The sequence below is a fragment of the Geobacillus thermodenitrificans subsp. thermodenitrificans DSM 465 genome, from assembly GCF_000496575.1.
In the GTDB taxonomy this organism is placed as follows: Bacteria; Bacillota; Bacilli; order Bacillales; family Anoxybacillaceae; genus Geobacillus; species Geobacillus thermodenitrificans.
Window position 1 is genome coordinate 41,476 of sequence record NZ_AYKT01000005.1, and the last position, 25,470, is coordinate 66,945.

A 25,470-nucleotide genomic window follows, 5' to 3' on the forward strand; every position below is an offset into this window, starting at 1 on the left:
TCACCTACTTATGAATGCGGACAGTGACGTTCATGCCCGGCACGAGTTCGGCTCCGTTGTAGTTGTCGATCGAAATCGTCACCGGAATGACTTGCGTCACTTTCGTGTAGTTGCCAGTTGCATTTGAACTCGGCAACAAGCTGAACGTATTCGCTGTCGCATAGCCAAGTTTTTCAACTTTGCCGCTGAATTGACGGTCCGGATATGCGTCGACATAAATATCGACATCTTGCCCAACTTTGACGTCTTCGATCTCTGTCTCTTCAATGTTCGCCGTCACCCACAAATCATTTAAATCAAACCCACTGGCAAGTGACACTCCTGCTGCAATAAACGAACCCTCCACCGCGTTTTGCTGCACGATCGTCATCCGATGCGGCACCGTGATTTCCACGGTATTTTTGCCGTCTGACACTTCACCGATTTTCTCCCCAGCAGCAAACGTTTTTCCAATGTTTCCAGACCATGACGTCAATTTTCCTGACAACGGAGACGCTACCGGAATGACTTGACCATCAATACGGGCGTTATCCGTTTTAATGTAGTTTGTTGCTTCATTAACATAGTAATAGGCAGCAAATCCTCCGCCAACAAGCAAAATAAGCACGATGATGTTCAGTGCAAGCAAACGTTTCACGTTCACCGTTTATTCCTCCCCTAGTAAAATGGTTTTCACTTTCTCTTGCAACCGCAAAAACTGTTCGATTTCCTCCGGAGAGATCAGCTCCTGAATTCGTTGAAGCCGCCGGCGCAGCACCGACTGTTCACCAAATGCAGCAAGCACCGTCTCCTTCCCTTTTTCCGTCAAACTTAGAATCACAGCACGCCGATCTCGTTTGGACGGTTCGCGAACGACGAGCCCCGCGCTAACAAGCCGATCGACTGTGCCGCTGACGTTGCTATTGCTTAAGTTGAGCTTTTCCGCTAGATCGTGTAGGCGAATATGCTCTTTTTTCAACAATGTATACAGGACAATCAGCTGCACTTCCGTAATCCCAACGCGGGCAGCATCTTCGCGGATGAGACGGTACAGCGCCTTTTGCGCCCGAGCAATAGCATACATAATGTCACGTCCAATTCCTTCCATCTATCCCCCCTCCTTTAACTAGCAAACCCGAATAATTTCAATACGAATTATTTCCACACGAAATACAATTATAGCATGCTAATAAGGAAAATCAACTATATTGTTTCCTTCGTCTGCAAAATGATTTCCATCCTGTTGAAAAACGGCAGCCATTCATGCCATACAAACAAAAAAAGCGTCCGTTTGGACGCTTTGTTTCATGCGGATAATCCGCGCCGCGGTTGCCGTCGGCTGAATGCAGTTTCTCAACCACGCTCTACTAGGTGGGTGTTCGCAGAAACGTTCCTGCCGTCCTCGCTAACGAATGGGAGGCATGGCATTCCGGTTTCGATATAGAACTCCCTTTTCATTGCCATCGGTTGAAACTTCATTCTACAACGCACAACGCAGCAGCGGATTGGTGATTATTATCATACACGATCTTCAGTTGTTTGGCAAGAGAGACAGCGGCCCATGTTCTTCAAACCGGATATACCCCATGTTTCCGTTCGGAAAAAGCCATATATTTGGACATATAAGCGTCAAACCGGCGAATGAGCTCGTCACGCAGCTCGTTCGGCGCGATGATCCCGTCGATGACGAGCTCGGAAGCAAGTCGATAAATGTCAATATCACGCCGGTACTCTTCCCGCTTTTGCTCAACAAAAGCCGGCCGCTCTTCTGGCGGCAGTTCGGCGATTTTGTTTGCATAGACGGCATTGACAGCCGCCTCCGGTCCCATCACCGCGATTTGCGCGTTCGGAAACGCGAGGCAGCAATCCGGTTCAAACGCCGGTCCAGCCATCGCATACAATCCGGCGCCGTATGCTTTGCGCACGATAATAGAAATTTTCGGCACCGTTGCTTCCGACATCGCCGCAATCATTTTCGCCCCGTGACGGATAATGCCGGCTCGCTCGACTTTCGTGCCGATCATAAAGCCCGGGATATCGGCCAAAAACAAAAGCGGGATGTGGAATGCATCGCAAAGGGTGATGAACTTTGCCGCTTTATCGGCGGAATCGTGGAACAGCACTCCGCCCTTGACGCGCGGCTGGTTGGCGATAATGCCAATCGGCTGGCCGGCAAGGCGCGCCAAGCCCGTAATGAGTTCCGGCGCAAACAGCTTTTTCACTTCACAAAACGATCCCTCATCAATGATCCGCTCAATTAAATCATACATATTAAACGGTGCGTTTTGGTTCTCCGGCAAAATCTCTTCAATCGTTTTGTCGAACGATTTCGGCGGCTTCGCTTCTGCCATCGGCGGTTTTTCGCTGTAGTTGGACGGAAAATACGACAAATAGCGGCGCACATAGGCGATCGCCTCTTCTTCGGTTTTCACAAGCACATCGCCGCAACCCGAAACAGTACAATGCATGCGAGCGCCGCCCATTTCTTCGAGCGTCACTTTTTCGCCGATGACCATTTCCGCCATGCGCGGCGAGCCTAAATACATCGATGCATTGCCTTCGACCATAATGACGATGTCACAAAACGCTGGAATATAAGCGCCGCCGGCTGCCGACGGACCAAAGAGCAAGCACACTTGCGGCACTTTCCCCGACAGTTTCACTTCATTGTAAAAAATGCGCCCCGCTCCGCGTCGGCCGGGAAACATTTCGATTTGGTCGGTAATGCGCGCGCCGGCCGAATCAACTAAATAAATGAGCGGACAGCGCAGTTTTTCCGCCGTCTCCTGGATGCGGATGATTTTTTCGACCGTACGTGCCCCCCATGAACCAGCTTTGACGGTGGAGTCGTTCGCCATCACGCAGACGGTCCGGCCGTTGATTTTGCCGATGCCGGTGACAACTCCATCAGCCGGCAGTCCGTCAGCCAAACAGTTGGCAAACAATCCGTCTTCCACTTCCAAGCCGTCATCAAGCAACAAATTCAACCGATCGCGCACAAACAGCTTTCCTTGGGCAGCGTTCTTTTCATGATATTTCGGCGCTCCACCTTTTTTAATGTCAGCTGCCCGTTTCGCTAGCTCCTCAGCCAGCGTGACTCGTTGATTAGCTATTTCCTTCATCCCCATGTTGTCGCCTCCTTGCTTCGTTCATTCCGCTGTTTTCTCAGGCGGTACTTTTATCCATCGAATGTCATCGCCAATACGTCCAACAGCATTGCACACCGCGGCCGGCTACTTTGAGGCAGCGCTTTGGCGGCATATTTCACAACGTGCCGCACCGCAAAGCAGCCGCTTCGACGCCGCGCTTGGCCGCGTCGGTTTCCCCCCTTGGTATTGAAGCGCTTACGGCCATTTGAACCTATGCCTGTAGCGTTCCCCGGGCTTTCAGCCGGCCGCGTCGAAGCGTCTTATTCCCCTTTGTATACCGGTTTCCGTCTCTCTTTAAACGCCTGCAAGCCTTCGAGTCGGTCTTTTGTCGGGATCGTCGCCTCATAGGCGAGCTGCTCAATCGCCAATCCGGTCTCCAAGTCAACGTTAAACACGCTTTGCACCGCCCGTTTCGCTTGGCGGACGGCAATTGGTGCATTATCGGCGATTTGCCGAGCCAATTCAAGCGCCCGCTCCATTAGTTCGGCGCGTGGTACAGCGTATTCAACGAGGCCGATTCGCTCCGCCTCCTTGGCCGTGATCCGTTTCGCGGCAAAAATCAACTCTTTCGCCTTTCCGATGCCGACAAGACGCGGCAACCGTTGCGTGCCGCCCGCGCCTGGAATGATGCCAAGTGACGTTTCTGTCAATCCGAGTTGGATGTCATCAGCAGCGTAACGAATGTCGCATGCTAAAGCGAGCTCGAGCCCGCCGCCAAACGCCGAGCCGTTTAGGGCGGCGATAACCGGCTGCGGCACTTTCTCGACCTCATTGATTGTTTTGCTGATCAAGGCGACCGCCTGCCGCACTTCCGTTTCATTCATTCCCGCCCGCTCCTTCAAGTCGGCGCCGGCGCAAAACACTTTTTCTCCCGCCCCGGTCAAAATGACGACACGCACGTCTTTTTGAAACTTAATCTCTTGCAACAAGTTGCCAAGCTCTAGGAGAAGCGCTCTTGAAAGCGCATTGGCCGCCTCGGGGCGGTTTAACGTCACAATACCAATGCCGTTTTCCTGCATGTCAAACGATACGAACGTTCCCACTTTCCTCTTCCTCCCAAAATGAATTTGCTTATGATGAAATCGTTTGTAAATAGCGGCTTGGGAGCGGACGACCAATTTTGTCGCGAATAAACAAGGCTGCTTTCGTCAGTTGCTCCACATTAATGCCGGTTTCAACCCCCATGCCATGCAGCATGTACACTAAATCATCGGTGGCAACGTTTCCTGATGCCCCGGGGGCATACGGGCAACCGCCAAGACCGCCAAGAGAGCTGTCAAACGTTGTGATTCCCATCTCCATCGAAACTAAAATATTGGCGAGCGCCGTCCCCCTCGTATCGTGAAAATGCATGGCGATCTGCTCAGCCGGAAAACGGCGGAGCACCTCAGCAAGCACGTCTTCGACTTGTTTTGGCGTCGCCACACCGATCGTATCGCCTAACGACAGCTCATCGATCCCCATCGCAAACAGCCGGTCAGCGACCATGAGCACTTGATCGACAGCAACCGTCCCTTCGTACGGACAGCCAAACACTGTCGAAACATAGCCGCGCACCGTTTTTCTTTCTTGCTTCGCCGCTTTCACGACACCTTCCAACACCGGAAACGTAGCAGCGATTGTTTTGTTAATGTTTTTTTGGTTATGCGTCTCGCTTGCTGACATGAAGACGCCGACTTCATCCACCCCGACACGAAGCGCCCGTTCTAATCCTTTTTCATTCGGAACGAGCGCAGCATACGTGACGCCGTCTTTGCGGCGGATGCCGGCTGCGACTTCGGCGGCATCGGCAAGCTGCGGAATCCATTTTGGATGGACAAATGACGTCACTTCAATATACGACAACCCGGTTTCCGATAATAAATTGATCCAAGCAATTTTGTCAGCCGTGGCGACCGGTGATGCTTCGTTTTGCAGACCGTCGCGCGGGCCGACTTCCTTAATCGTCACCTTCGTCGGCCATCGCCCCATGTCCGCTCCCCCCTTTTCGTTTTATCCCCGTCCCTCAGGTACTTTTTGTTCCTTTCGCCACGTCTGATGGCGAGTCTGAACTTCATTGTTGGTAGAACGGTTCACGCGCATGTTTTCCTACTCAATCTCGACAAGCACGTCGCCCTCGTTGACGAAATCCCCTTCTTGCACATGAATGCTCTTCACCGTGCCGGATGTCTCAGCGGCGACCGGGATTTCCATTTTCATAGACTCCAAAATGACGACATCTTGTCCTTCTTCAACACGGTCACCGACGGCGACAACAATTTTCCATACACTTCCGGCCATTGTGGCAGTGACTTTGTTCATCGTTTCTTCCTCCGTTTCTGCTTCATTTTGTTTTAGTTGGCTGCCAATAGTTCGAAAGAAAATCGGTCGTCGTTTCCCCAGCACGGAACGCCGGGTGGGACAACACCGCCTCAAGCAGCGGGATGTTCGTTTTAATGCCTTCGACGCGATAGTCCCGAAGCGCTTCGAGCAAGCGTTCAATCGCCGATGTTCGATCCGAACCTTTGGCGATCATTTTGGCGATCATCGGGTCGTAAAACGGCGTAACGGTGATGCCGCTTTGAACCGCCGTTTCATGACGAATCCCTTCACCTTGAGGAACGGAAAAGGCGGCAATGCGGCCAGGCGACGGGTAAAACGTGTTCGGGTCTTCCGCATAAATTCGCACTTCAATGGCGTGTCCATCGCGGCGAATGTCTTCCTGCTTATACCGAAGCGGCTCGCCGGCAGCGATGCGCAGTTGCTCTTCGACGATGTCAATGCCGGTGATTTCCTCGGTCACCGGATGTTCAACTTGGAGACGAGTATTCATCTCGAGAAAATAAAAGTTTTTTTGTTCATCAACCAAAAACTCGATTGTACCGGCGTTCGCATAACCGATATAACGTGCTGCCTGGACGGCGGCTTCGCCCATTTTCCGCCGCGTTTCTTCATCCAAAAACGGCGATGGCGCTTCCTCAACCACTTTTTGATGGCGGCGCTGGATCGAGCATTCGCGTTCCCATAAGTAGACGCAGTTGCCGTGCCCATCGGCGAGCAGCTGAATTTCAATATGGCGCGGGCGTTCAATATATTTTTCGATATACATCGTCCCGTCGCCGAAAAACGAAGCAGCTCGTTTTTGACTGCCTTCAAACGCTTGGCGCAGCTCGGCTTCATCGTGAGCGATGTGCATGCCGATACCGCCGCCGCCTGATGATGCCTTCAGCATGACTGGATAACCGATGGAAGCTGCGGCTGCAGCCGCTTCATCGGGGCTGTCTAATGCAAAGGAAACGCCCGGGACGATCGGAACGCCAGCTTTTTCCATCGTCTGGCGTGCTTCGATTTTGCTGCCCATCGCAGCAATGACGTCCGCCTTCGGGCCGATAAAGACAATCCCTTCTTCCTCACAGCGACGGGCAAACGCTGGGTTTTCCGAGAGCAGTCCGTAACCGGGATGAATCGCTTCCGCTTTCGCCGCTTTGGCGACTTCGATGATTTTTTCGATATTTAAGTAGCTTTCCGCTACGCGCGGCTTGCCGATCAAATACGCTTCATCAGCGAGCTGAACATGGAGCGAATCCGCATCCGCTTCCGAGTAGACAGCAACCGTTTGGATGCCGAGCTTTTGGCATGTGCGAATGATGCGGACGGCGATTTCGCCACGGTTGGCAATCAACACTTTCGCAAACATCCTCTCACCCTTTCACAAAAAGTGGGCTGCCGGCGCCGGACGGTTCGCCCGCCCGGCGCGGCGGTTTAAGTCGTCAAGCCGAGGCGCTGTTTCGCCATTTCTCGCAGCTTAAACTTTTGAATTTTCCCAGACGCCGTCATCGGATAGGAATCAGTAAACTCGATATAGCGCGGGATTTTGTGACGGGAAATGTTGCCGCGGCAAAACTCGCGAATTTCCTCAGCGGTCGCCGTTTCACCGTCCTTTAAGATGATCCATGCCATCACTTCTTCCCCATACCTTTCATCGGGCACCCCGACCACTTGGACGTCCAAAATTTTCGGGTGTTTGTATAAGAATTCTTCGATCTCGCGCGGGTAAATGTTTTCGCCGCCGCGGATGATCATATCTTTCAGCCGGCCGGTAATGCGGCAGTAACCGTTTTCATCCATCGTCGCCAAATCGCCGGTATGCAGCCAACCGTCTTCGTCAATTGCTTCATTGGTCGCTTCCGGATTGTTGTAATATCCTTTCATCACATGGTAACCGCGCGTGCATAACTCGCCTTGCACGCCCCGCGGCACTTCGTTGCACGTGCCGGGCTCAACGATTTTCACTTCTACACCCGGCAGCGCGCGGCCGACCGTTTCGACGCGCAGCTCAATCGGGTCATCAGTGCGCGTCTGGGTAATCACCGGGGACGATTCCGTCTGCCCGTAAGCGATCGTAATATCGGTCATACCCATTTTGTTGATGACTGCTTTCATCACTTCGACTGGGCAAGGAGAACCAGCCATAATGCCCGTGCGCAGCGATGACAAATCGTATTGATCAAAATCCGGGTCATTCAGTTCAGCGATAAACATCGTCGGCACGCCGTGCAGCGCCGTGCATCGCTCCGCCGCAACCGTCTCGAGCACCCGCTTTGGATGGAACTCCACCACCGGCACCATCGTCGCTCCAACGGTGACGCACGCGAGGGTGCTCATGACGCAGCCAAAGCAATGGAAAAACGGCACCGGGATACAAAGACGGTCGCCTTCGCCAAGTTTCATACATTGCGCTACTTGGTGGGCATTATTGACGATGTTATAATGCGACAACATGACCCCTTTCGGGAATCCGGTCGTTCCAGATGTGTACTGCATGTTGATCGCATCGTGCGGGTCGAGGCTCTCTAACCGTTCATCGAGTTCTTCTTCCGTCACCTCATGCGCCATCGCCAAGATGTCGTTCCATGTGAACATGCCCGGATAACGCTTATCGCCGAGCAAAACGACGTTTTTCAGCTTCGGCAGCCGCTTGGACTGGAGCTTCCCCGGTTCGGCAGTACGCAACTCTGGAACAATGCTGTACAAAATGTCGATATACGAAGAATCGCGGTATTGTTCGATCAAAAAGAGCGTCGTCGAATCGGACTGCTTAAGCAAATACTCAAGCTCTGCCGCTTGATAGTTCGTATTGACCGTAACAAGTACCGCCCCCATTTTCCCCGTCGCGAACTGGCAGGCGATCCATTCTGGAACGTTTGTCGCCCAAATAGCGACATGTTCCCCTTTTTCAATGCCAAGCCGCATCAAACCGCGCGCCACAAGGCGGCAATAGTCATTAAACTGCCGGTACGTCAGGCGCAGGTTGCGATCGGCATACACGACCGCTTCACGATCCGGGTATTGCCTGGCACGCTCCTCTAACAATTTCCCCACAGTCACCGTTAACATCGACCGTCTCCTCCCCTTTGTCCGAATTCACTGTTATGGATATGCGCATATTTCCGCTTTTAGCATCCGAGCTGGCGGGCGATGACGAGACGTTGGATTTCCGATGTGCCTTCGCCGATTTCCATGAGCTTAATATCTCGCAAGTGGCGTTCGACGCCGTATTCTTTCATATAGCCGTAGCCACCATGAATTTGAATCGCCTGGTTGCAGACGCGAAACCCCATTTCCGACGCGAACAGCTTGGCAAATGACGCTTCTTTTGTGAACGGTTTCCCCTGATCTTTCAGCCAGGCTGCTTTGTACACCATATTGCGGGCAAGCTCAATTTCCATCGCCATATCCGCGAGCTTAAATTGGATCGCTTGGAACTTGGAAATCGATTGCCCAAATTGAACGCGCTCTTTCGCATATTGAAGCGCTTTCTCAAACGCTGCTTGTGCAATACCGACAGCTAAAGCGGCGATCGATATGCGCCCGCCATCAAGCGTGTACAAAAACTGCTTAAACCCTTTTTGCGGGTCGCCTAACACGTTTTCTTTCGGCACACGGACGTTCTCAAAAACGAGTTCGCACGTATTGGAAGCGCGGACACCCATTTTGTCATAATTTGAACGGATCGTAAATCCTGGGGAGTCGGTTGGTACGATGAGAGCGGTGATGATGTTTTTGCCGCGCGCATCTTTGCCCGTGACCGCAGTGACGATCACTTGCCGCGCGTATTGGGCGTTTGTAATCCAGCATTTTTCGCCATTGATGACATACTCATCGCCGTCAAGCACCGCAGTTGTGCGCGTGCCGCCGGCGTCCGACCCGGCGTTCGGCTCCGTAAGGCCGAAAGCGCCAAGCGTTTCTCCCTTTGCCATTGGCACAAGCCACGTTTGTTTTTGCTCTTCTGATCCGAAGTAATAAATCGGGCTCGCTCCGAGCGAAACGGCAGCCGCATAACTTAGCCCCGTGCCACCGCAGGCGCGGCCGATTTCTTCGACGGCAATGGCGTACGAAATCGTATCGCCCCCGGCGCCGCCATACGATTCCGGAAACGGAAGGCCCAACAGCCCCAACTCGCCCATTTTGCGGAACACTTCACGCGGAAAATACGCCTCTTCATCCCATTTCGCCGCGTATGGCGCAATTTCCTTCTCCGCAAAGTCGCGAACCATTTCTTTAATCATTTGTTGTTCTTTCGTCAGCGAAAAATCCATATTCTCCCTCTCCCCCATTTGAAGAATAACTATATAAAAACCGACTAGTCGGTTTTTAATCACGTTGAAAATGAGTTGCTTTGTCCAGCAACCAAGACCGACTAGTTGGTCTGGAAACAATAAGCGGCTTATTCGACGATCGGCCGCAACAAAAACTGTGCCGCCGCCGGATGCTCCGGGTCACGAAGCACCGCATGCAAAATGAAATCGGCAAAATAGCTCGCAATCTCTTCAATTGACAGCGGTCCGTCCGGATTGTACCATTTGTACGTCCAGTTCACCATGCCGATGATCGACATGCCAGCGATCTCCACCGACAGTTCCGGACGAAACTCGCCTGCCTCAATCCCCTCACGGATGACACGAAAAATAATTTGTTTAAATTCCTCTCGCTTCTTATTGATCAGCTCGGCATATTCCGGTTTTAAGTACGTGCTTTCCTGATAAAAGACGGTAATATGCGGCTTATATAAATGAAACACTTTGACAAACGATTGAACGATGGCGTACAAGCGCTCGGTCGGCGTCGAACAGCTTTCATACGCTTCCCGCGCTTTTGTAAGCGCATACGTGATAAAGACGTCATGAATATGGTAAAGCAACTCGTCTTTCGATTTAAAATTATGGTAAAAACCACCTTTTGATGTGTCACTTTCCGCCACGATACGGTCGACCGTTACACCGTGGTAGCCATATTTCTCAAATAAATGAAGAGCGGTGTCAATAATGCGATCTCTGAGTGGTTTATCAGCCATAACAGTCTCCTTCACATCGATCGTAAAACATTTCTAAAAAGACAAAATATTCTTCCTGTTTATTAAGATACTCGACAGTTGTAGCTGTTGTCAATAAAAATTGTTCCGCCGACTGAAAAAATGGGAGGCGTCTTTCGCCGCATGACATCCGCAACGATCGCTCGAACCATGTTTCCTAACGGCACGAACCGAAACAAAACAAAGGTCTCATACATAATCACGACTGTTTTTCCAAAAGATAAAAACGGAGGTGGCTTCTGTTGGAACCGATGTTATGCCCAAATTGCAAAACAAACCGGACGCGGTTTCACCTTATCGAGCAGCAGCCGCGGGCGGTCAAGCTCGACCCCCATACCGGTGACATTGAACAAGAGTACACAAATGAAGCGCTCGAACCGTTTCATCTCCCGTACCGCGGTCCAAGCTACCGCGTCCAATGCGGAGTCTGCGGATTGATTGAAGATGCGGACATGTTCATTCAGCGCGCCAAATCTTCTCCACTGGGGTGATCAACATGGCAAACCAAAAACAAACACCATCCTCAATCGTTGACCAAAAACAGCTTGTCAACGACAAGGCAAAAGCGATGCGGGAGCAAGGCGACCAACACATTCGCCGAGTCACGCCTAACGGCGCAGACGGACAATAACCGCCAGCTTGCTTTTGCACACAAGCAAGCTGGCGGGGCTTCCGCCTTTCTAGCGGTACATCGCCCACAGTCCGATATCCCGAAAGCCAAGACGATGGTAAATGCGCCCGGCGTCTGGGTTGTCGTAAAACAAGCATGGCATCTTTCCTTCGGCGAGCAAATCGTAAACGAGCTTCGCCACAATGGCGCTCGCGTACCCTTTTCCTCGATGTTCCGGATCGGTGCAGACGCCGACGATCATCGCCGACAGCGAATTTTCCGCCGTTGTCGATGCGGCCGCCACCATCTTGCCATCTTGTTCAATATAATACGTTCTCGCTGAATTCGTTTCCATCCCCTTCACCAGCATGTCGCGCGCCGTCGGTCTCGTGTCAAATTCAGGAATGCGGCGCCGCAAGTCAACAATCCGATCAACATCGGCCAATCCAGCTTTCTTGATGGAGAACGCTCCTATTTGTTGACGGGCATATTCGTCCGTCCGGCACTCACAAAAGTAAAGCGTCCGCTTCGTCCCAAGCGCCAGCCGTCCTTCAAACTGCCTGGCAATTTCCTCTTTGCCGGACAGCTCGATCGTCAATGTGCGGGCTGTCTCACCGATAAGGCGGGTAAAACCATCAGCATCAAAATCGCCGGGCGCGTATGAAATATAAGAATCATAATAACGAAGCAACACCGCTTTCAGCGAACCGGCATCGTCAAATTGCCCCCAAACGTCTTGGAAATCAGCGTCATAGCCAAACGACTCGATGTCGCCAATGATAAATAAGTTGAACGACGGATCTTGCTGCAAAAATGAAAATAGTTGTTGGTGGTCTTCGACCGTTAACCGACGAATCATAGCACTCCCCCGCTTTTCGAATGATATTTTTTCCATTATACTATAGTGTATATCCGCTGCCAATGGCGGAATGATGAGGGAATGGTTAGTTTCGGCTGACCGTGAAGAAAGGAGGAAGGCCGCTCTCTGTCTGCGAGACGGTCATGCAGATGAAGTTTATTGACGATCTGTACGAATATTACAAAGACCGGCTGACCGGGGATGAAGAAGACGCTGAAGCGGTGGCGATGTCGATTTTGGATGAACTCAACCGCCGCGATGTGCTCAAGCTGATCGGTGAGATGACCGATGAAGAGCTGCTCGGCATGTTTGGCTTGTACTTGTTCGAAAGCTTGAAAGCGAAAATGGCTCGTGAAGGCCTCGGAGCCACACGACCGCAAGAAGGGCCGCGCATCCATTGACAAAAACGGCTGTCCCCGCCAGACAAAGCCGTCTGCACTGGGGACAGCCACATTTTACGAGCAAAGACCGGGTCGTTATCATGCAAAGATCTCTGACGGAATGACAACCCCCGCGAATTGTACGGAACGTGCCCCGCCATCAACCCACAGCGAATACGTCTCCCACTTTCGCCCCGCTTAGAAACCGGAGCGCTTCTTTTGAAATAAAGAATAAAGAAAAAACGTTTTCGAGCCACCTACCGATAAAACTGTACATCATAGCCTTCTTTCAATAACACTTGGTAAATTTGCTGGATATGATCCTCATTTTTCGTCTCAAGCGAAAAGTGGATTTCCGCCTGGCCTGGCAACACTTTGGCACCGATGCGTTGATGGTGGATCGACATCACATTTGCTTCTAGTTCGGCGATAATGCGAAGCAGCTTGTTCAATTGGCCCGGCTTATCGGAAATGATCGTCGTAAACGTCACAAACCGACCGGCCTCGACAAGACCGCGCTCGATGATGCGGGAAATCAATGTCACGTCGACGTTGCCGCCGCTTAAAATGGCGGCGACTTTTTTATCACGAAACGGCAACTTTTGGTACAAAAGCGCCGCCAGCGGACAAGCCGCCGACCCTTCGACGAGCAATTTGTTCCGTTCAAGCAAATAAAGCATCGTCCGTGAAATTTCCGCCTCTTCAACGCAAACGATTCCATCGACGTACTGCTCAATATATTGGTACGTAATATTGCCTGGCTTTTTCACGGCGATGCCATCGGCGATCGTATCCGATGCAGCGATGGCGACCGGCTGTTTATGGCGGAGGGCTGCTGTCATTCCAGGGCAGGCTGACGATTCGACGCCGTACACCTCGACAGACGGTTTCAGCTGTTTTAATGTAAACGCTAACCCCGCGAGCAAGCCGCCGCCACCGACCGGGCAAAGGACGACGTCCACATCAGGAAGCTGCTCAACCAACTCCAAGCCGATCGTTCCTTGGCCGGCCATGACGGCCAAATCGTCGAACGGATGTACAAACGTCATCCCCCGCTCGCGCTGCAGTTCGAGCGCATACTCGAGCGACTCATCAAACACATCGCCGTGCAAAACGACTTCCGCTCCATAGTTTTTCGTCGCTTCTATTTTGCTCAGCGGCGCACCTTTTGGCATAACGATCGTGCACGGAATATGAAGCATGCCGCTTGCATAGGCGACCCCCTGAGCATGGTTGCCGGCGGAGGCGGCGATGACGCCGCGCGACCGCTCTTCATCGGTCAACGACATAATTTTATTGAATGACCCTCTTACTTTAAATGAGCCCGTTTTTTGCAAGTTTTCGAGTTTCATATATACATTATTGCCGGACAACCGGCTGAACGTTTGCGAATGCTCAAGTGGTGTTTCATGAACAATGCCTTTCATTTTCAACCGCGCTTGCTCAATGTCTGTCAACGTCAACATCACTAAACCACCCTTTCTGATCAGGCAACCGGTTCTTTTTCACCCGGCTTTATTATATACAAAACGTTTCATCGCCGACAAATATTGCTTTTTCCTCGGCGGATGACGTACGATAATAGGGTGAAGGAGGGGAAGATTTATGCGGCGACGCCCGCTGTTGCTTTTATGGATGGTCATGTTTTTGGTCATGTCAGGGTTTGGCATCATTATTCCGGTATTGCCGTTTCTTGCTGAAGAAGTGGGAGCTACTCCACTTGAGCTCGGGCTGTTAATGGCGGTTTATTCGTTAATGCAGCTGTTGTTTTCCCCGATGTGGGGACAGCTGTCCGACCGCTATGGCCGTAAGCCGGTGTTGCTCATCGGCATCACCGGGCTGTCGTTATCGTTTTTTCTTTTTTCTGTAGCTGAGACGCTCATCATGCTGTTTGTCGCCCGTTTTCTTGGTGGGGCACTGTCAGCGGCAGCGATGCCGACGGTAATGGCATATGCCGCCGACGTCACGCCGCCAGATGAACGGGGAAAAGCGATGGGAGCGATCGGTGCAGCAACCGGGCTCGGCTTTATTTGCGGGCCAGCCATCGGAGGAATGTTTTCGCAAACGAGCTTGCATCTGCCGTTCGCCATCGCAGGAGCACTATCAGCGGCGACAGCGCTGTTCGTATGGCTCGCTTTGCCAGAACCTTCGCGCCTGTCAACGACCGCTAAATCGGAAGGCCAGCGGTCGCTGAGAGAAATGATACAAAGCCCGCTTCTTTATTTATATTTGCTGCAATGGACGGCGACGCTCGCCCTCGCCGGACTTGAGGCAACGTTCGCTTACTTCGCCGATCGCCGCGCCGGTCTTGATTCCGTTCAACTCGGGTATATTTTTATGATCATGGGAATCGCCAGCGCCCTCGTTCAAGGAGGACTCCTTGGACGGCTGATTAAACGGTTCGGTGAAGGACGTGTCTTACAGGGCGGTCTTGCCGTCTCGGCTCTTGGATTTGCAGCTATTTTGCTCGTACAAGACTTTTGGACGGCTGCTCTTTTTCTATCCATCTTCGGCATCGGAAACGGCGTCATCCGCCCTTGCGTCTCATCGCTCATTACGAAACAGGCAGCCGGTCGGCAAGGAAGTGCTGCCGGACTATTGTCATCGTTTGACTCGCTCGGCCGCATCATCGGCCCGATTGTCGGCGGTGGCTTGTTCAGCTATATGGCAGGGCTCCCTTACTTGCTCGGCATCGTTCTTTGCGTTGTCGGCGCAGGATTGTACGGGCTGTTTGCCGCCCGCAACGAAGTGGGGCGCTTGTCTTCTTAATCCGCTACGGCGGATTTTTTATTGGTTATTTAGCACATAGTTTTATAAAAATATAAAGTAATTACTGAACAGTCGTCATAGACACATGTTTTTCTAAAGATAAACGAATTTGCTTGAGAATAGGAAAACATAGGCGAATTTGCTAATATGAAAGAAAGGAATTCAGAACGCGAAGGGATGAAACGGTTGTGACCGAAAAATCACATTGTGCAGCGCCGGACGTTGCAGCAAGGGCGACGACGGCAAGACAGTGATCCATCTGTCGTTACATTGGCCGAAACGACGTTTTACCTAAAAGGCAGCCAGATGTCTGACGCTGGCACAATCGTCGACTTGTCAGTGCTTGATGTGTTTGGAGCCCCCCTATTTGGCAGCAAAGGGACAAGACGCAAGCTATTTTTCTATTAAGGCGCTTGATGGCCTGCGCTGAAACACCTAGCAACGGTGCCAACCGTCATCGGCCGTCTTAGTGCCCGACATAGGGACGTTCGTCATAGCCAAAGGCGATTCACTTTTGTAAAATAGGAAATGAGATGTGTAGTTAAGGAGTTTGGAAGGATGAACGATCGATTGGTACAACAGCAAACTGAAGAGCTTGAACGAAAGCTGCGCGCTTATGAGCGGCTCATCGAAAAACTCCCGTTCCCATTCATGTTTACCGATTACGAAACCGGAATCACCATCGAAAAAAGGCGCGGTGATGTCCAACCGCGCCTTTCGCCGGCTCGGATCGCCCCTGGAAAGGAAACAGAATGGCAGTGGGACATTGACTTATATCGTGATGTGCCGTTTGAAAAAGTCGAAGCGTTTTTAACACCGCTGCTTGACCTTGTTCCGCACCATATCGTCTTCGTCGACGATCATGGAATCATTACGCTTTGCAATTTACAAGCGGCCATGGATACCGGCGTCGACCGCGATGCCATCATCGGCAAACATATTCGCGAGCTGCTGAAACTTCCCGATGAGCTAATCGCAACACTAGAATCGTTGGAAAAGCGCGAGCCTCTTTACAATCGCGAAGTGCTCGACCGCTTTTACGGCATCGTCAACACCCGCTTTATTTATAATGATGACGGATCGGTCAAACGGGTCATTAGCATATTCCAATCGCTCAACATGATGAAAGAGACGGAAAAATTGGCTGCCGCAGGTCGCATTGCCGCCGGCATCGCTCATGAAATCCGCAATCCGCTGACGACAGTACGCGGCTATTTGCAGTTGCTGAAAAACGATTTGCCAGATCGCATTACATCGCTCGTTGAGCGGCTGCTCATCCCCGAACTCGACCGGGCGAATGACATCATTACCGACTTTCTAAATATCGCCAAACCACGGGACGTGAAAATGGAGACGTTCAACTTGCACCGCTTTTTGCGTGATGACGTCGGTGTTCTGCTGCAAAGTGAGGCGCTGCTTCATAATGTCAACATCCATTTTGATCTTGATGAACAGCTTGACGATTATGAAATGAGCGGTGACCGCAGCCAATTGCTGCAAGTGTTTTTAAACTTATTCCGCAACTCCATCGAAGCGAAAGTCGCAAAGACAATGAATGTGAAAGTCAGCAGCCGGAAAGTAAACCATATCGTCCAGCTTCGCTTCTGCGACGACGGGCCCGGCATTCCGTCACCGGTCATCGACCATATTTTTGAGCCATTTTTCTCGACGAAAGAAACGGGAACAGGTCTTGGTCTTTCGCTGTCGAAAAAAATTGTCGAACTGCATCGAGGAACGATAAAAGTGCAAAGTGACGCATGTGGCACTTGTTTTCTTATGGAATTTCCGCTTCGTAGCCAGCCGCCTTATTTTTCGTCATAAGCGGCTTCTCCAGGGGGATCGCTCCCCCTGGCTCGGGGGAGACGGAAAGATTGATGATTTAGCACAATGTGCTGTTTTTAGACAAAGGAGGAGCCATGATGGCAATGACCGCTTCAGCCAGCGGAAAGTGGAAGCGTTTGTTCACTTTGTTTTTACCGATTTTTGTTTCGCAAGCCTGCCAATATATGATGAACTTTACCGATGTCGCTATGTCCGGCCACGCGAGCGCCGAAGATCTGGCCGGCGTGGCGATTGGTTCGAGCCTATGGGTGCCGGTGTTTACCGGGGTTGGTGGCATTTTGCTCGCTCTGTCCCCCATCGTCTCCCAGCATTTCGGCGCCGGACGTCATGAAGATATCGCTCGCACCGTCGTCCAAGCGCTTTATTTGTCCGTCGCGATTGCACTCGCCATCGTCCTGGCCGGCTCGGTTGCCGTGCCGTTTATTTTGAAACAGATGCAACTCGAAGAGGATGTCCGGTACATTGCCTCTCACTATTTGCTCGCATTGTCGTTTGGAATTATCCCGCTGTTCCTTTATTCAGTGCTTCGCTACTCGATCGATGCGCTCGGGCAGACGAAAGTGACAATGTGGATTACGCTCACCGCTTTGCCTATTAACATGCTGTTCAACTGGCTGTTCATTTACGGACACGGCGGATTCCCACGTCTTGGCGGCATCGGCACCGGCTATGCGACAGCAATCACGTATACGTACTGTTTTGTCGCTGCCTTGGCTGCCATTAAACTCCGCCGTTTTGCTATGTATCGTGCGCTCGTACGTGTTTACTGCCCTTCATGGGCCTCATGGAAAGAGCTGCTTAAAACAGGGGTGCCGATCGGGTCGGCTATCTTTTTTGAGACGAGTATTTTTGCTGCTGTAACGCTGCTTGTCGGGCGATTTGGCGCCGAAACGGTTGCCGCCCATCAGAGCGCCCTTAATTTCGCTTCACTGTTGTATATGATCCCGCTCAGTTTGTCAATGGCGCTGACGATCGCAGTCGGTTTCGAAGCGGGGGCTAAACGGTATGAAGATGCGAAAAAGTTTTGCTTGATTGGCATTGCCATCGCCTTGGCTGTCGCCGCGGCTGCCGCTCTGTTTCTTTACGCCTTCCGCGGCCATGTCGCCCGACTGTACACGAGCGATCCCGCTGTGGCAGCGTTGACCGGAAAATTTTTGTTATATGCAATCTTCTTCCAATTTTCCGATGCTATCGCTGCCCCCATTCAAGGAGCGCTGCGCGGCTATAAAGATGTCAACGCCGTATTTTGGGCTGCCCTTCTTGCCTATTGGGGCATCGGGCTTCCCGTCGGCTGTGCGCTCGCCCTGCTGACCCCTGCCGGAGCGTTCGGCTATTGGATCGGCCTCATCGCCGGGTTGGCTGCCGGGGCGCTCTTCCTCAGTTTTCGCCTGCGGGCCATCTGGCGCCGCCACGGAAATCAACGCACGCCGCTCGTCTCGTGAGGGACGTCCGGGCAGCATCTATATCAGCAAAAAGAGGATGCCCATAGACGGGCGTCCTCTTTACGACGCCGTCAAAACGATTCACCGGTGAACCGTTCCGGTTGATAACCGGTTTCCGTTTAGTCCGCCACTTTTGCCGATGGCTGCTGTTTCCTATACGCCAGCGCGTCAAAGCCGATCCTTGTCTTTTCCCACCTCGCGCTCTTCAAAGCTTTCCGTATGTACATACGCAGTCAGCTCCTCGCCATCCCCCGGCTCCTCTTCTCGCAAACAGCCAAGACGGAACAGCACGGTGCCAACCTCGTCCTTGATCATCCCTTCCATCATTGCCGCTTTCTCCACCCGCGGCATCTTAAAATATAGCTGGCGCCATTGAGGCAGACGAACCAACTCCTCGATTGGTTGCGGATGGTCATCGATGCGCCAATCGATAATAACGATCGTTGCAGCCGCTGTATCCCCTCCTTCTTTTCCGACAAGCAAGTGATCCTTTTCTGCCGCTGGAAGCGCTCTTAACAGCTGAGCGGCGAGCGGGCCTTTCGTCTGTTCTATCTTTTTCCATTGCCAACCCGGTTTCCTCTCCAGCTAACATATCGCCTTGAACCGCACTTTCTCTCTTTCCTCCCTCCTGTCTCTTTTGAAAAAATGGCGGGGGAAACAACCGTCTCTTGGCTGCCTCCCCCGTGCCATCATCCACTTAGCACCAAGTTGCCCCGACGATAATGAGCAAAATAAACAAGACGACGATCAACACGAAGCCGTAGCCGTAGCCGCCATAGCCCGGATAACCGAAGCCATAGCCACCCCAGCCGCCCCAGCCGCAAAAGCCGTATGGCATATTCGTCACCTCCTTGCTAGCAGGTAGGGGGCATTAATACACCCAACCACCGATACATGCACATCCGACAATGATTAACAAAATGAACAGAACGACGATCAACGCAAACCCGCCGCCGTAAGTTGCACCCATTTGCCAGCACCTCCTTCATTTTTGTACTAGTAGACTATTCACGAAGCGAGAAATTGGTTAGATGTTTCAGCAAAAATGGGTATTTGCCGCGCGGAAGGCAAAAAGAAAGACGGCCCGTCACCCGGACCGCCGTTACGCTTGCAGCGAATCCCGCTTCCATTTTTTTCGCCCCGACGCCTGCCGAATTTGTACGACAGAAAACAAGATCAGCGCCGCCCAAATGCAGCTGAATGCGTACAAATGGGCTTTCGTGAACGGTTCGTCAAACAAAAAGACGCCAAGGAGAAGGCTGATTGTCGGCGCAATGTATTGCAAAAAGCCGAGCATTGTCATCGACACGCGCTTTGCCCCTTTGGCAAAATACAAAAGCGGCACAGCCGTAGCCGGTCCGGCCCCGGCGAGGAGCACCCATTGCCACCATGCCGCTGCCTCGACGAGCGCCGGTGTTTCATTGTATAACCATAATAAGTAAACGGCCGAAAGCGGCATCACAACCATCGTTTCCAACGTCAGCCCGACGGATGAGTCAACACTCGCTAACTTTTTCACTAAGCCGTAAAGTCCGAATGACAAAGCGAGTGATAGAGCAACCCATGGAAATGAGCCGTATTCCGCTGCCATCACGGTCACGCCGGCCGCAGCAAGAAAAACGGCAAACCATTGTCCAACGCTGAGCCGTTCACGCAATACGATCGTCCCAAGCGCCACGCTGACAAGCGGATTGATGTAATAGCCGAGGCTGGCCTCGACAATATGGTGGTTGGTCACCGCCCATATGTAAATAAACCAGTTGGCACTAATGAGCAGGGCGGCGGCGGCAATCCCCCACGCCAACGCCGGCCGGCGGCGCATCGCCTTAAGCTCTTGTCTCCAGACAGTGAGCTGGCCAGTCGCCGCCAAAAGAATCACCATAAAGACAAACGACCAAATGATGCGATGGGCTAAAATTTCAAGCGCTGGGCGCGCCTCAAGCAGTTTCCAATAGAGCGGCAGCACACCCCATAACAAATACGAGACGGCGGTATATGTGATACCTTGCTTTTCCTCCCGAAAATACCCCATGTCACGTTCCCCTTTTCCTTGATCATTTCCGTTCCATTATACCGCTGCCGCCTCATTTTATCTATCAAAAAACAGGACGCGCCGTCCGACGAGCAAACGAAAAACGGAGACGGCGCTCGTCCCCGCTTCCTTTTGCAGCCTTGCTTGGCTGCACTGTTTTGCCTGTTTCCGTTTTTATGTTTTTCTAGGCTGGCGCTTACCAACCGACACAAACACAACCGACAATAATTAATAAAATGAATAAGACGATAACAAGTGTATAACCGTTGCTGACGAAACCGCTCATGGCGGGCACCTCCCCTTATGGATTCACGGAGCCATCATATGCGCCCACCTGCCCAAACGGCCGGGCAAATGCCCATATTTGTGGAAAAACGCCTATTTTTCTTTCTATCTCCCCCCACCAGCCGTTTCGTTTGAAATAGAGGACGATGAGTGCGGCGACAGCAGCCATAAGCAACAGAGCGAACGGATAACCGTATCGCCATTTCAACTCCGGCATGAATGTAAAATTCATGCCATAGACATCGGCAATAAACGTCATCGGTAAAAACATGACGCTCACTAATGTTACCGTCTTCATAATGACGTTCATATGGTCGAATTTAAGCGACAGCTGCAAATCGAAGATGGCGGACAACGATTCCTTAAATGCATCAAGCGCCGCCGGAACGCAGGCAAACCGGGACGCCACCTCGTCGATATACGGATTCGTTTCTGCGTTCATATACGGAAGCTCAACATGGCGAATCGTTTTTCCTGTGCTTCGGCGACTTGCCGCAGCTCATGAAGATACGTTTTCATCCGATAAATATCGCGCCTGATTTCATTCGCTAACAGAGTCTCGAATACTTGCCGTTCGAGCCCTTGGATGCGGTCAGCCATTTGGTCAATCACCTGCAAAAAAGCAGGCAGCAGCCAAGTTTAAAAAGTGGTAATAACACATAACCAGGGTAAAGCACCTGATCGCAATGGTCCAACAGCCGTTCTTTCACAGGGCCGATGAACGAGTGAGACTCATCCATGTAGCGATGATATGCCGCTCCGCGGCGAGCAGGCGGACGTTTGCCATCCGACCGGACGGGTCGATGATAAACAACGAAAGAAAGATGTATCCTTCATACTCATCGACGGTTGGAATGCCTGTTCCATCGATCAGCCGTTTTTCGGCGAGCGGGTGGATCGACAATGACGAGAGAAGTCGCTCCAAATCGGACTTGACAGCAGCGATAAAATGAAACCAACACGATTGGCCGCCCGTCGGCGCATGGCGTTTGAACGTTCCTTCCGGCAACGGACGAGGGGAATGGTTAATCGCCATAGGCTGACGCCCTTTCTGTACAGTGTTCGTTCTATTGCTTGCCAAAAACGACTCCCCGCCCGCCGTTAAAAACAAACCTTGTCTTGAGCACGACAGCATTCGACCGATATGGTGCAAACAACGACTTTCCCCCCTAGCAGGAGCCGTTGACTATGTCGAAAACGTCCGCCGTAAAACACGAACAAGCGAGCCGCCTTAACCTTGCCGATCCACACGCGCTTCTGGTTCGACATGGACATGCGTTGAACGAATGTTATGCCGTTTTTTCATCAGACGTTCGACTTCGTCAGCGATTTCGTGACCTTTCGCCACTGTTAAACGCGAATCAACGCGGATCGTCACTTCAAGCACAATATCATTACCTAATGTGCGCGCCTTAATGTCAGCGACATCACGCACACCCTCCACCGCAGCAATTTCTTCCCGGTAAACGGCAAGCCGCTTTTCATCAAAACCGTCGGTCAACGTGTGCGCTGTTTCCATAAAAACTTCCCATGCTGTTTTACAAATGATCGCGCCGATGATGAGAGCCGCCAGCGGATCAAGCCAGAGCCACTCAAGCTGCGCACCGATGATGCCGATTGCCGCTCCAACGCTGACAAGGGCATCCGATAAATTGTCTTTCGCCACAGCGGCGAGCGCTGTACTATTCGTCCGCCGCGCCAACCGAGTATTGACCGTGTAAATAAGGAACATGACCGCTGCCGAAACAAGGGCAACCGCCGCTGCCGGCCAATCAGGGGCGTCCGCCTTTCCGCCATGAAGCAGCGCACCAGCTCCGCTGATGACAACATCAATACCGATCGACATCATCAAAAAAGCGGCCAAAAGCGATGAAATGTTCTCCGCCCGCGAATGTCCGTACGGATGATTGCGATCGCGTGGTTTTTGGGCAATTTTCATGCCAATATAGACAGCCACTGAAGCGATCACATCGCTCAAATTGTTCCAGCCGTCCGCCTTCACTCCGTCCGACCCGGCTAAAGATCCAGCCAAAAGTTTGCAGGCCGCCAGCAGAAGATAGACACCGATGCTTAGCAGCGCGCCGGCCTCAGCCCGTTGTTTCCACTCCACGTTTTTCACCAACCTAGTTGTTTCGTTCTTGCACGTATCAGTGTACCAGCTTGGTATCGGTTGGGTCTATAGCAAGAAAATTGCCTCCCTTCATGAGTATAGAGACAAGCAAACTTTTTTGCCTAAAGACAAAACCGAGCTCTTTTGCGTATGATAAACCAATTCAAGCAAAAAGGAGAGAAAAACATGACTTCGTATTTGGACTGGTTGGCCGAAATGGGGATCGATGGCGCCCACCCGGGAGGTTTTATGTTAACAAAAAATATATTACGTAAACTCTATATTGATCATTCAACTTCGGTGCTTGACGTCGGCTGTGGAACGGGACAGACAGCGGCGTATATCGCCGAACAGTACGGTGCCGATGTGACGGCGATCGATCTCCATCCAACAATGATCGCCAAAGCAAAACAGCGCTTTGCCGCTATGGCCGTCCCGGTTCGCCTGTACCGCGCTTCGGTCGAAGCGCTGCCGTTTCCTGCCGAAACATTCGATCTCGTGCTTTCTGAGTCAGTGCTTGCCTTCGTTTCACTGCCAGAAGCGCTCGCTGAAATTCGCCGAGTGCTCAAAAAAGGTGGAACGTTCGTCGGCATTGAAGCATGTCATGAGAAGTTAACCACAACCGAGCAGCAGCAAATTGCCGCTTTTTATGGCTTCCGGCGGCTGATGACGCCGGCTGGGTGGAAAGAGGCGCTTGAACAAAACGGATTCCGTTGCCGCCATTTTTCCTACACAGCCGCTACGGAAGCGCCGAGCCAAGGAGCACCGTTTATTGTCGCCTTTCCATCGACGCCGGAAATGGCAAAGATGTGGCAGATGCATCAGCAGCTGACTGCACAATTCGGCGACCGGCTCGGTTATTGCGTGTTTTGGTGCGAAACATAGCTTACAAGACATTCATCACTGTTCTAAACAATGATGCCCCCTTTCCAGTCAATGAACAACGCCTCCTTTCATGTGTCATCACACGAAAGGAGGCGCCTAGTTCTGTTTACACTTTTTTTACTGCTTGAAAATATTCTTCAAGCGTCCAGTCACGCTTCTTCATCACCACGGCCGCCTTCCGCCCGACATAACGGATATGCCATGGCTCATACTTATAGCCGGTCACCGCTTCCTTTCCTTTCGGATAGCGGATAATAAACCCGTACTCGTGCGCATGGGCGGCGACCCATTGTCCTTCTTTTGTCGCTCCGAACGCTTCCGTCAGCTGATAGCCGGCCGAGCGGCTGCTAATGTCGATCGCAAGCCCGGTTTGATGCTCGCTCTGCCCCGGATAGGCGACCGCTTGGACGGCTTCTGCTTCCCCTTTTTGCCGCACTTCTTCCGCAAAAACCACTTGCTGCCGCTCATACGACCGGTAGGCGGAGACGGCCACAAGTTCAATGCCGTCGCGGCGGGCGGCAGCAAACAGCTCTTCAAGCGCCGCAGCCGCCTCAGCCCGCATATGCCGCTTCTCTGCCTTCGGGTCATCAAACGAGAACCGCACGTTCGGCACAACTAAATCGGCCGGCTTGTAGCTAGGCGGAAGCGACTGTTCTTTATTAACGAGCACTAAAATGTTATCCGGGTTCATAATCACTTTTTTCCCGTTTTCCACCTTAATGACGTTCCAATATTTCGCCTCAAGCTGCAAGTCGGGGTCAACTGGGTCAACCGGGTGTTGGTCTGTTTCACCCGGTTCATGGCTGCCTGGCTGCACTGCGCTTTCCGGGGGCTGTTCGGACGAGCCGACCGGGCTGCGGTCACCACTTTCTCCTGTTTGGCAGCCAGCGAGCAGCAGGCACGCCAACATTGCTATTTTCCATCGTTGGTTCATTCGTCTTCCCCTTTTCTGTTTCTTGAAGCGCGCTAGACGGTCTCGGCACAACTGTTACGCATCGTTGCGAATCGCCGCTTCGAGCGCCACTTCAATCATGTCGTTAAACGTCGTTTGCCGTTCCTCGGCTGTCGTTTCTTCCCCAGTGATAATATGATCGCTCACGGTCAGCACAGACAACGCCCGGCAGTCGAATTTCGCCGCCAGCGTATAGAGCGCCGCTGTTTCCATCTCAACGGCCAACACGCCGTAACGCGCCCACGTTTCCCAATTCGGCTCATCGTTGTAAAACATATCCGCAGTAAAGACGTTGCCGACTTTAAGTGCCAGCCCTTTTTCCATGCCAACGTCGTATGCCGTCCGCAGCAAGTGGAAATCAGCTGTCGGCGCATAATCGCGGCCGCGGAAAATGAGCCGGTTCATGTTCGAATCCGTTGATGCGCTCATCGCCAAAATCACGTCGCGCACGCGCACATCCGGCTGAATCGCCCCACACGTGCCGACGCGGATGAGCGTCTTGACCCCATAGCTTTGAATCAATTCATTAACATAGATTGAAATCGATGGAACTCCCATCCCGGTTCCTTGTACGGAAATGCGATGCCCTTTATACGTTCCGGTAAAACCGAGCATGCCGCGCACTTCGTTGTAGCATACCGCCCCTTCCAAAAACGTTTCAGCAATATATTTGGCACGCAGCGGATCGCCCGGCAGCAAAATATGTTCGGCAATCTCCCCTGGCTTTGCTCCGATATGAACGCTCAATGCAATTCCTCCTTCTATCATGATCAAGCTAGACGTTGTTTATCATATCATATGTTTGCGGAAAATGGCAGTCTTATC

31 protein-coding genes and 1 other RNA gene are annotated in these 25,470 nt (G+C 52.0%); 8 read left to right on the top strand and 24 right to left on the bottom strand.

What is annotated here, in order from left to right:
• Positions 1-4: 4 nt before the first annotated feature.
• From DSM465_RS0105380 to DSM465_RS0105425, 11 genes are all read right to left on the bottom strand, one after another.
• Positions 5-643 carry an HlyD family secretion protein gene (locus DSM465_RS0105380; RefSeq protein WP_029760831.1) on the bottom strand — a complete coding sequence of 213 codons (639 nt, stop codon included), beginning with the start codon at positions 641-643 and terminating at the stop codon, positions 5-7.
• 3 nt (positions 644-646) lie between these two features.
• Positions 647-1,087, bottom strand: coding sequence for a MarR family winged helix-turn-helix transcriptional regulator (locus DSM465_RS0105385; RefSeq protein ID WP_008879253.1), 441 nt, complete (start codon positions 1,085-1,087; stop codon positions 647-649).
• 208 nt (positions 1,088-1,295) lie between these two features.
• Positions 1,296-1,484: non-coding RNA, 6S RNA (ssrS, locus tag DSM465_RS18820), on the bottom strand.
• A 63-nt stretch (positions 1,485-1,547) separates the two neighbouring features.
• The gene (locus tag DSM465_RS0105390) at positions 1,548-3,101 is read right to left on the bottom strand and encodes an acyl-CoA carboxylase subunit beta (protein WP_394359146.1); all 1,554 of its coding nucleotides are present in this window, start codon (positions 3,099-3,101) and stop codon (positions 1,548-1,550) included.
• Between the two features lie 287 nt (positions 3,102-3,388).
• A complete protein-coding gene (locus DSM465_RS0105395) occupies positions 3,389-4,171 on the bottom strand; it encodes an enoyl-CoA hydratase (protein ID WP_008879255.1) in 783 nt (260 codons plus the stop codon).
• 28 nt (positions 4,172-4,199) lie between these two features.
• Positions 4,200-5,099, bottom strand: a complete 900-nt coding sequence (locus DSM465_RS0105400) for a hydroxymethylglutaryl-CoA lyase (RefSeq protein WP_029760833.1) — start codon at positions 5,097-5,099, stop codon at positions 4,200-4,202.
• Positions 5,100-5,216: 117 nt separating this feature from the next.
• Complete coding sequence (locus DSM465_RS0105405) at positions 5,217-5,429, bottom strand: acetyl-CoA carboxylase biotin carboxyl carrier protein subunit (protein WP_008879257.1); 213 nt, start codon at positions 5,427-5,429, stop codon at positions 5,217-5,219.
• A gap of 22 nt (positions 5,430-5,451) precedes the next feature.
• On the bottom strand, positions 5,452-6,804 hold the full coding sequence (gene accC / locus DSM465_RS0105410) for an acetyl-CoA carboxylase biotin carboxylase subunit (RefSeq protein WP_029760834.1): 1,353 nt from the start codon (positions 6,802-6,804) through the stop codon (positions 5,452-5,454).
• A gap of 65 nt (positions 6,805-6,869) precedes the next feature.
• Positions 6,870-8,504, bottom strand: a complete 1,635-nt coding sequence (locus tag DSM465_RS0105415; protein WP_008879259.1) for an AMP-binding protein — start codon at positions 8,502-8,504, stop codon at positions 6,870-6,872.
• Positions 8,505-8,563: 59 nt separating this feature from the next.
• Positions 8,564-9,706: an acyl-CoA dehydrogenase gene (locus DSM465_RS0105420; protein WP_008879260.1), complete on the bottom strand. Its 1,143-nt coding sequence runs from the start codon at positions 9,704-9,706 to the stop codon at positions 8,564-8,566.
• 128 nt (positions 9,707-9,834) lie between these two features.
• Positions 9,835-10,461 carry a TetR/AcrR family transcriptional regulator gene (locus tag DSM465_RS0105425; protein WP_008879261.1) on the bottom strand — a complete coding sequence of 209 codons (627 nt, stop codon included), beginning with the start codon at positions 10,459-10,461 and terminating at the stop codon, positions 9,835-9,837.
• A 260-nt stretch (positions 10,462-10,721) separates the two neighbouring features.
• On the opposite strand from DSM465_RS0105425, the gene DSM465_RS0105435 reads away from it, so the two are divergent.
• Together DSM465_RS0105435 and DSM465_RS20055 are read left to right on the top strand one after the other, a co-directional pair.
• Positions 10,722-10,970 (top strand): hypothetical protein, encoded by a 249-nt coding sequence (locus DSM465_RS0105435; RefSeq protein WP_008879262.1) that lies wholly within the window; start codon positions 10,722-10,724, stop codon positions 10,968-10,970.
• Between the two features lie 5 nt (positions 10,971-10,975).
• Positions 10,976-11,110 (top strand): hypothetical protein, encoded by a 135-nt coding sequence (locus DSM465_RS20055; protein WP_257788511.1) that lies wholly within the window; start codon positions 10,976-10,978, stop codon positions 11,108-11,110.
• Between the two features lie 49 nt (positions 11,111-11,159).
• On the opposite strand, the gene DSM465_RS0105445 is transcribed toward DSM465_RS20055, so the two are convergent.
• Positions 11,160-11,948 (bottom strand): GNAT family N-acetyltransferase, encoded by a 789-nt coding sequence (locus DSM465_RS0105445; RefSeq protein WP_029760836.1) that lies wholly within the window; start codon positions 11,946-11,948, stop codon positions 11,160-11,162.
• A 143-nt stretch (positions 11,949-12,091) separates the two neighbouring features.
• Between DSM465_RS0105445 and DSM465_RS0105450 the strand changes: the two genes are divergently transcribed.
• Positions 12,092-12,349 (top strand): DUF6154 family protein, encoded by a 258-nt coding sequence (locus DSM465_RS0105450; protein WP_008879264.1) that lies wholly within the window; start codon positions 12,092-12,094, stop codon positions 12,347-12,349.
• A 236-nt stretch (positions 12,350-12,585) separates the two neighbouring features.
• Here DSM465_RS0105450 and ilvA read toward each other — a convergent pair whose 3' ends face one another.
• Positions 12,586-13,794 carry a threonine ammonia-lyase gene (gene ilvA, locus DSM465_RS0105455; protein WP_008879266.1) on the bottom strand — a complete coding sequence of 403 codons (1,209 nt, stop codon included), beginning with the start codon at positions 13,792-13,794 and terminating at the stop codon, positions 12,586-12,588.
• A gap of 139 nt (positions 13,795-13,933) precedes the next feature.
• Between ilvA and DSM465_RS0105460 the strand changes: the two genes are divergently transcribed.
• The 4 genes from DSM465_RS0105460 to DSM465_RS0105475 all read left to right on the top strand — a co-directional run bounded on the left by DSM465_RS0105460 (position 13,934) and on the right by DSM465_RS0105475 (position 18,381).
• Entirely contained in the window at positions 13,934-15,097 is a 1,164-nt protein-coding gene (locus DSM465_RS0105460; RefSeq protein WP_029760837.1) for an MFS transporter, read from the top strand.
• Between the two features lie 207 nt (positions 15,098-15,304).
• Positions 15,305-15,505, top strand: a complete 201-nt coding sequence (locus DSM465_RS0105465; protein WP_011887327.1) for a hypothetical protein — start codon at positions 15,305-15,307, stop codon at positions 15,503-15,505.
• A 150-nt stretch (positions 15,506-15,655) separates the two neighbouring features.
• Complete coding sequence (locus tag DSM465_RS0105470; protein ID WP_029760838.1) at positions 15,656-16,918, top strand: two-component system sensor histidine kinase NtrB; 1,263 nt, start codon at positions 15,656-15,658, stop codon at positions 16,916-16,918.
• Between the two features lie 98 nt (positions 16,919-17,016).
• A complete protein-coding gene (locus tag DSM465_RS0105475; RefSeq protein WP_029760839.1) occupies positions 17,017-18,381 on the top strand; it encodes an MATE family efflux transporter in 1,365 nt (454 codons plus the stop codon).
• Positions 18,382-18,549: 168 nt separating this feature from the next.
• Here DSM465_RS0105475 and DSM465_RS0105480 read toward each other — a convergent pair whose 3' ends face one another.
• The 9 genes from DSM465_RS0105480 to DSM465_RS0105520 form a co-directional block, all read right to left on the bottom strand.
• Positions 18,550-18,864, bottom strand: a complete 315-nt coding sequence (locus DSM465_RS0105480; RefSeq protein ID WP_008879270.1) for a hypothetical protein — start codon at positions 18,862-18,864, stop codon at positions 18,550-18,552.
• 214 nt (positions 18,865-19,078) lie between these two features.
• Positions 19,079-19,219, bottom strand: a complete 141-nt coding sequence (locus DSM465_RS18825) for a YjcZ family sporulation protein (protein WP_008879271.1) — start codon at positions 19,217-19,219, stop codon at positions 19,079-19,081.
• A 33-nt stretch (positions 19,220-19,252) separates the two neighbouring features.
• Complete coding sequence (locus DSM465_RS18830) at positions 19,253-19,351, bottom strand: YjcZ family sporulation protein (RefSeq protein WP_008879272.1); 99 nt, start codon at positions 19,349-19,351, stop codon at positions 19,253-19,255.
• A 132-nt stretch (positions 19,352-19,483) separates the two neighbouring features.
• Positions 19,484-20,413 (bottom strand): EamA family transporter RarD, encoded by a 930-nt coding sequence (gene rarD, locus DSM465_RS0105495; RefSeq protein ID WP_008879273.1) that lies wholly within the window; start codon positions 20,411-20,413, stop codon positions 19,484-19,486.
• A 196-nt stretch (positions 20,414-20,609) separates the two neighbouring features.
• Positions 20,610-20,699: a YjcZ family sporulation protein gene (locus DSM465_RS18835; RefSeq protein WP_078172624.1), complete on the bottom strand. Its 90-nt coding sequence runs from the start codon at positions 20,697-20,699 to the stop codon at positions 20,610-20,612.
• Between the two features lie 15 nt (positions 20,700-20,714).
• Complete coding sequence (locus DSM465_RS0105505) at positions 20,715-21,140, bottom strand: CorA family divalent cation transporter (protein WP_029760840.1); 426 nt, start codon at positions 21,138-21,140, stop codon at positions 20,715-20,717.
• Positions 21,137-21,298 carry a hypothetical protein gene (locus tag DSM465_RS19550; protein ID WP_169817285.1) on the bottom strand — a complete coding sequence of 54 codons (162 nt, stop codon included), beginning with the start codon at positions 21,296-21,298 and terminating at the stop codon, positions 21,137-21,139. The genes DSM465_RS0105505 and DSM465_RS19550 overlap by 4 nt, the downstream gene beginning before the upstream one ends.
• A 106-nt stretch (positions 21,299-21,404) precedes the next feature.
• Positions 21,405-21,734, bottom strand: a complete 330-nt coding sequence (locus DSM465_RS0105515; RefSeq protein ID WP_223812847.1) for a CorA family divalent cation transporter — start codon at positions 21,732-21,734, stop codon at positions 21,405-21,407.
• A 195-nt stretch (positions 21,735-21,929) separates the two neighbouring features.
• Complete coding sequence (locus tag DSM465_RS0105520) at positions 21,930-22,820, bottom strand: cation diffusion facilitator family transporter (protein ID WP_029760841.1); 891 nt, start codon at positions 22,818-22,820, stop codon at positions 21,930-21,932.
• Between the two features lie 174 nt (positions 22,821-22,994).
• Here DSM465_RS0105520 and DSM465_RS0105525 point away from each other — a divergent pair, with 174 nt between their 5' ends.
• Positions 22,995-23,693: a class I SAM-dependent methyltransferase gene (locus tag DSM465_RS0105525; protein WP_029760842.1), complete on the top strand. Its 699-nt coding sequence runs from the start codon at positions 22,995-22,997 to the stop codon at positions 23,691-23,693.
• A gap of 106 nt (positions 23,694-23,799) precedes the next feature.
• Here the strand turns inward: DSM465_RS0105525 and DSM465_RS0105530 are convergent, their stop codons facing one another.
• The gene (locus DSM465_RS0105530; RefSeq protein WP_029760843.1) at positions 23,800-24,627 is read right to left on the bottom strand and encodes a M15 family metallopeptidase; all 828 of its coding nucleotides are present in this window, start codon (positions 24,625-24,627) and stop codon (positions 23,800-23,802) included.
• Positions 24,628-24,681: 54 nt separating this feature from the next.
• A complete protein-coding gene (deoD, locus tag DSM465_RS0105535; RefSeq protein WP_029760844.1) occupies positions 24,682-25,392 on the bottom strand; it encodes a purine-nucleoside phosphorylase in 711 nt (236 codons plus the stop codon).
• Positions 25,393-25,470 lie beyond the last annotated feature (78 nt).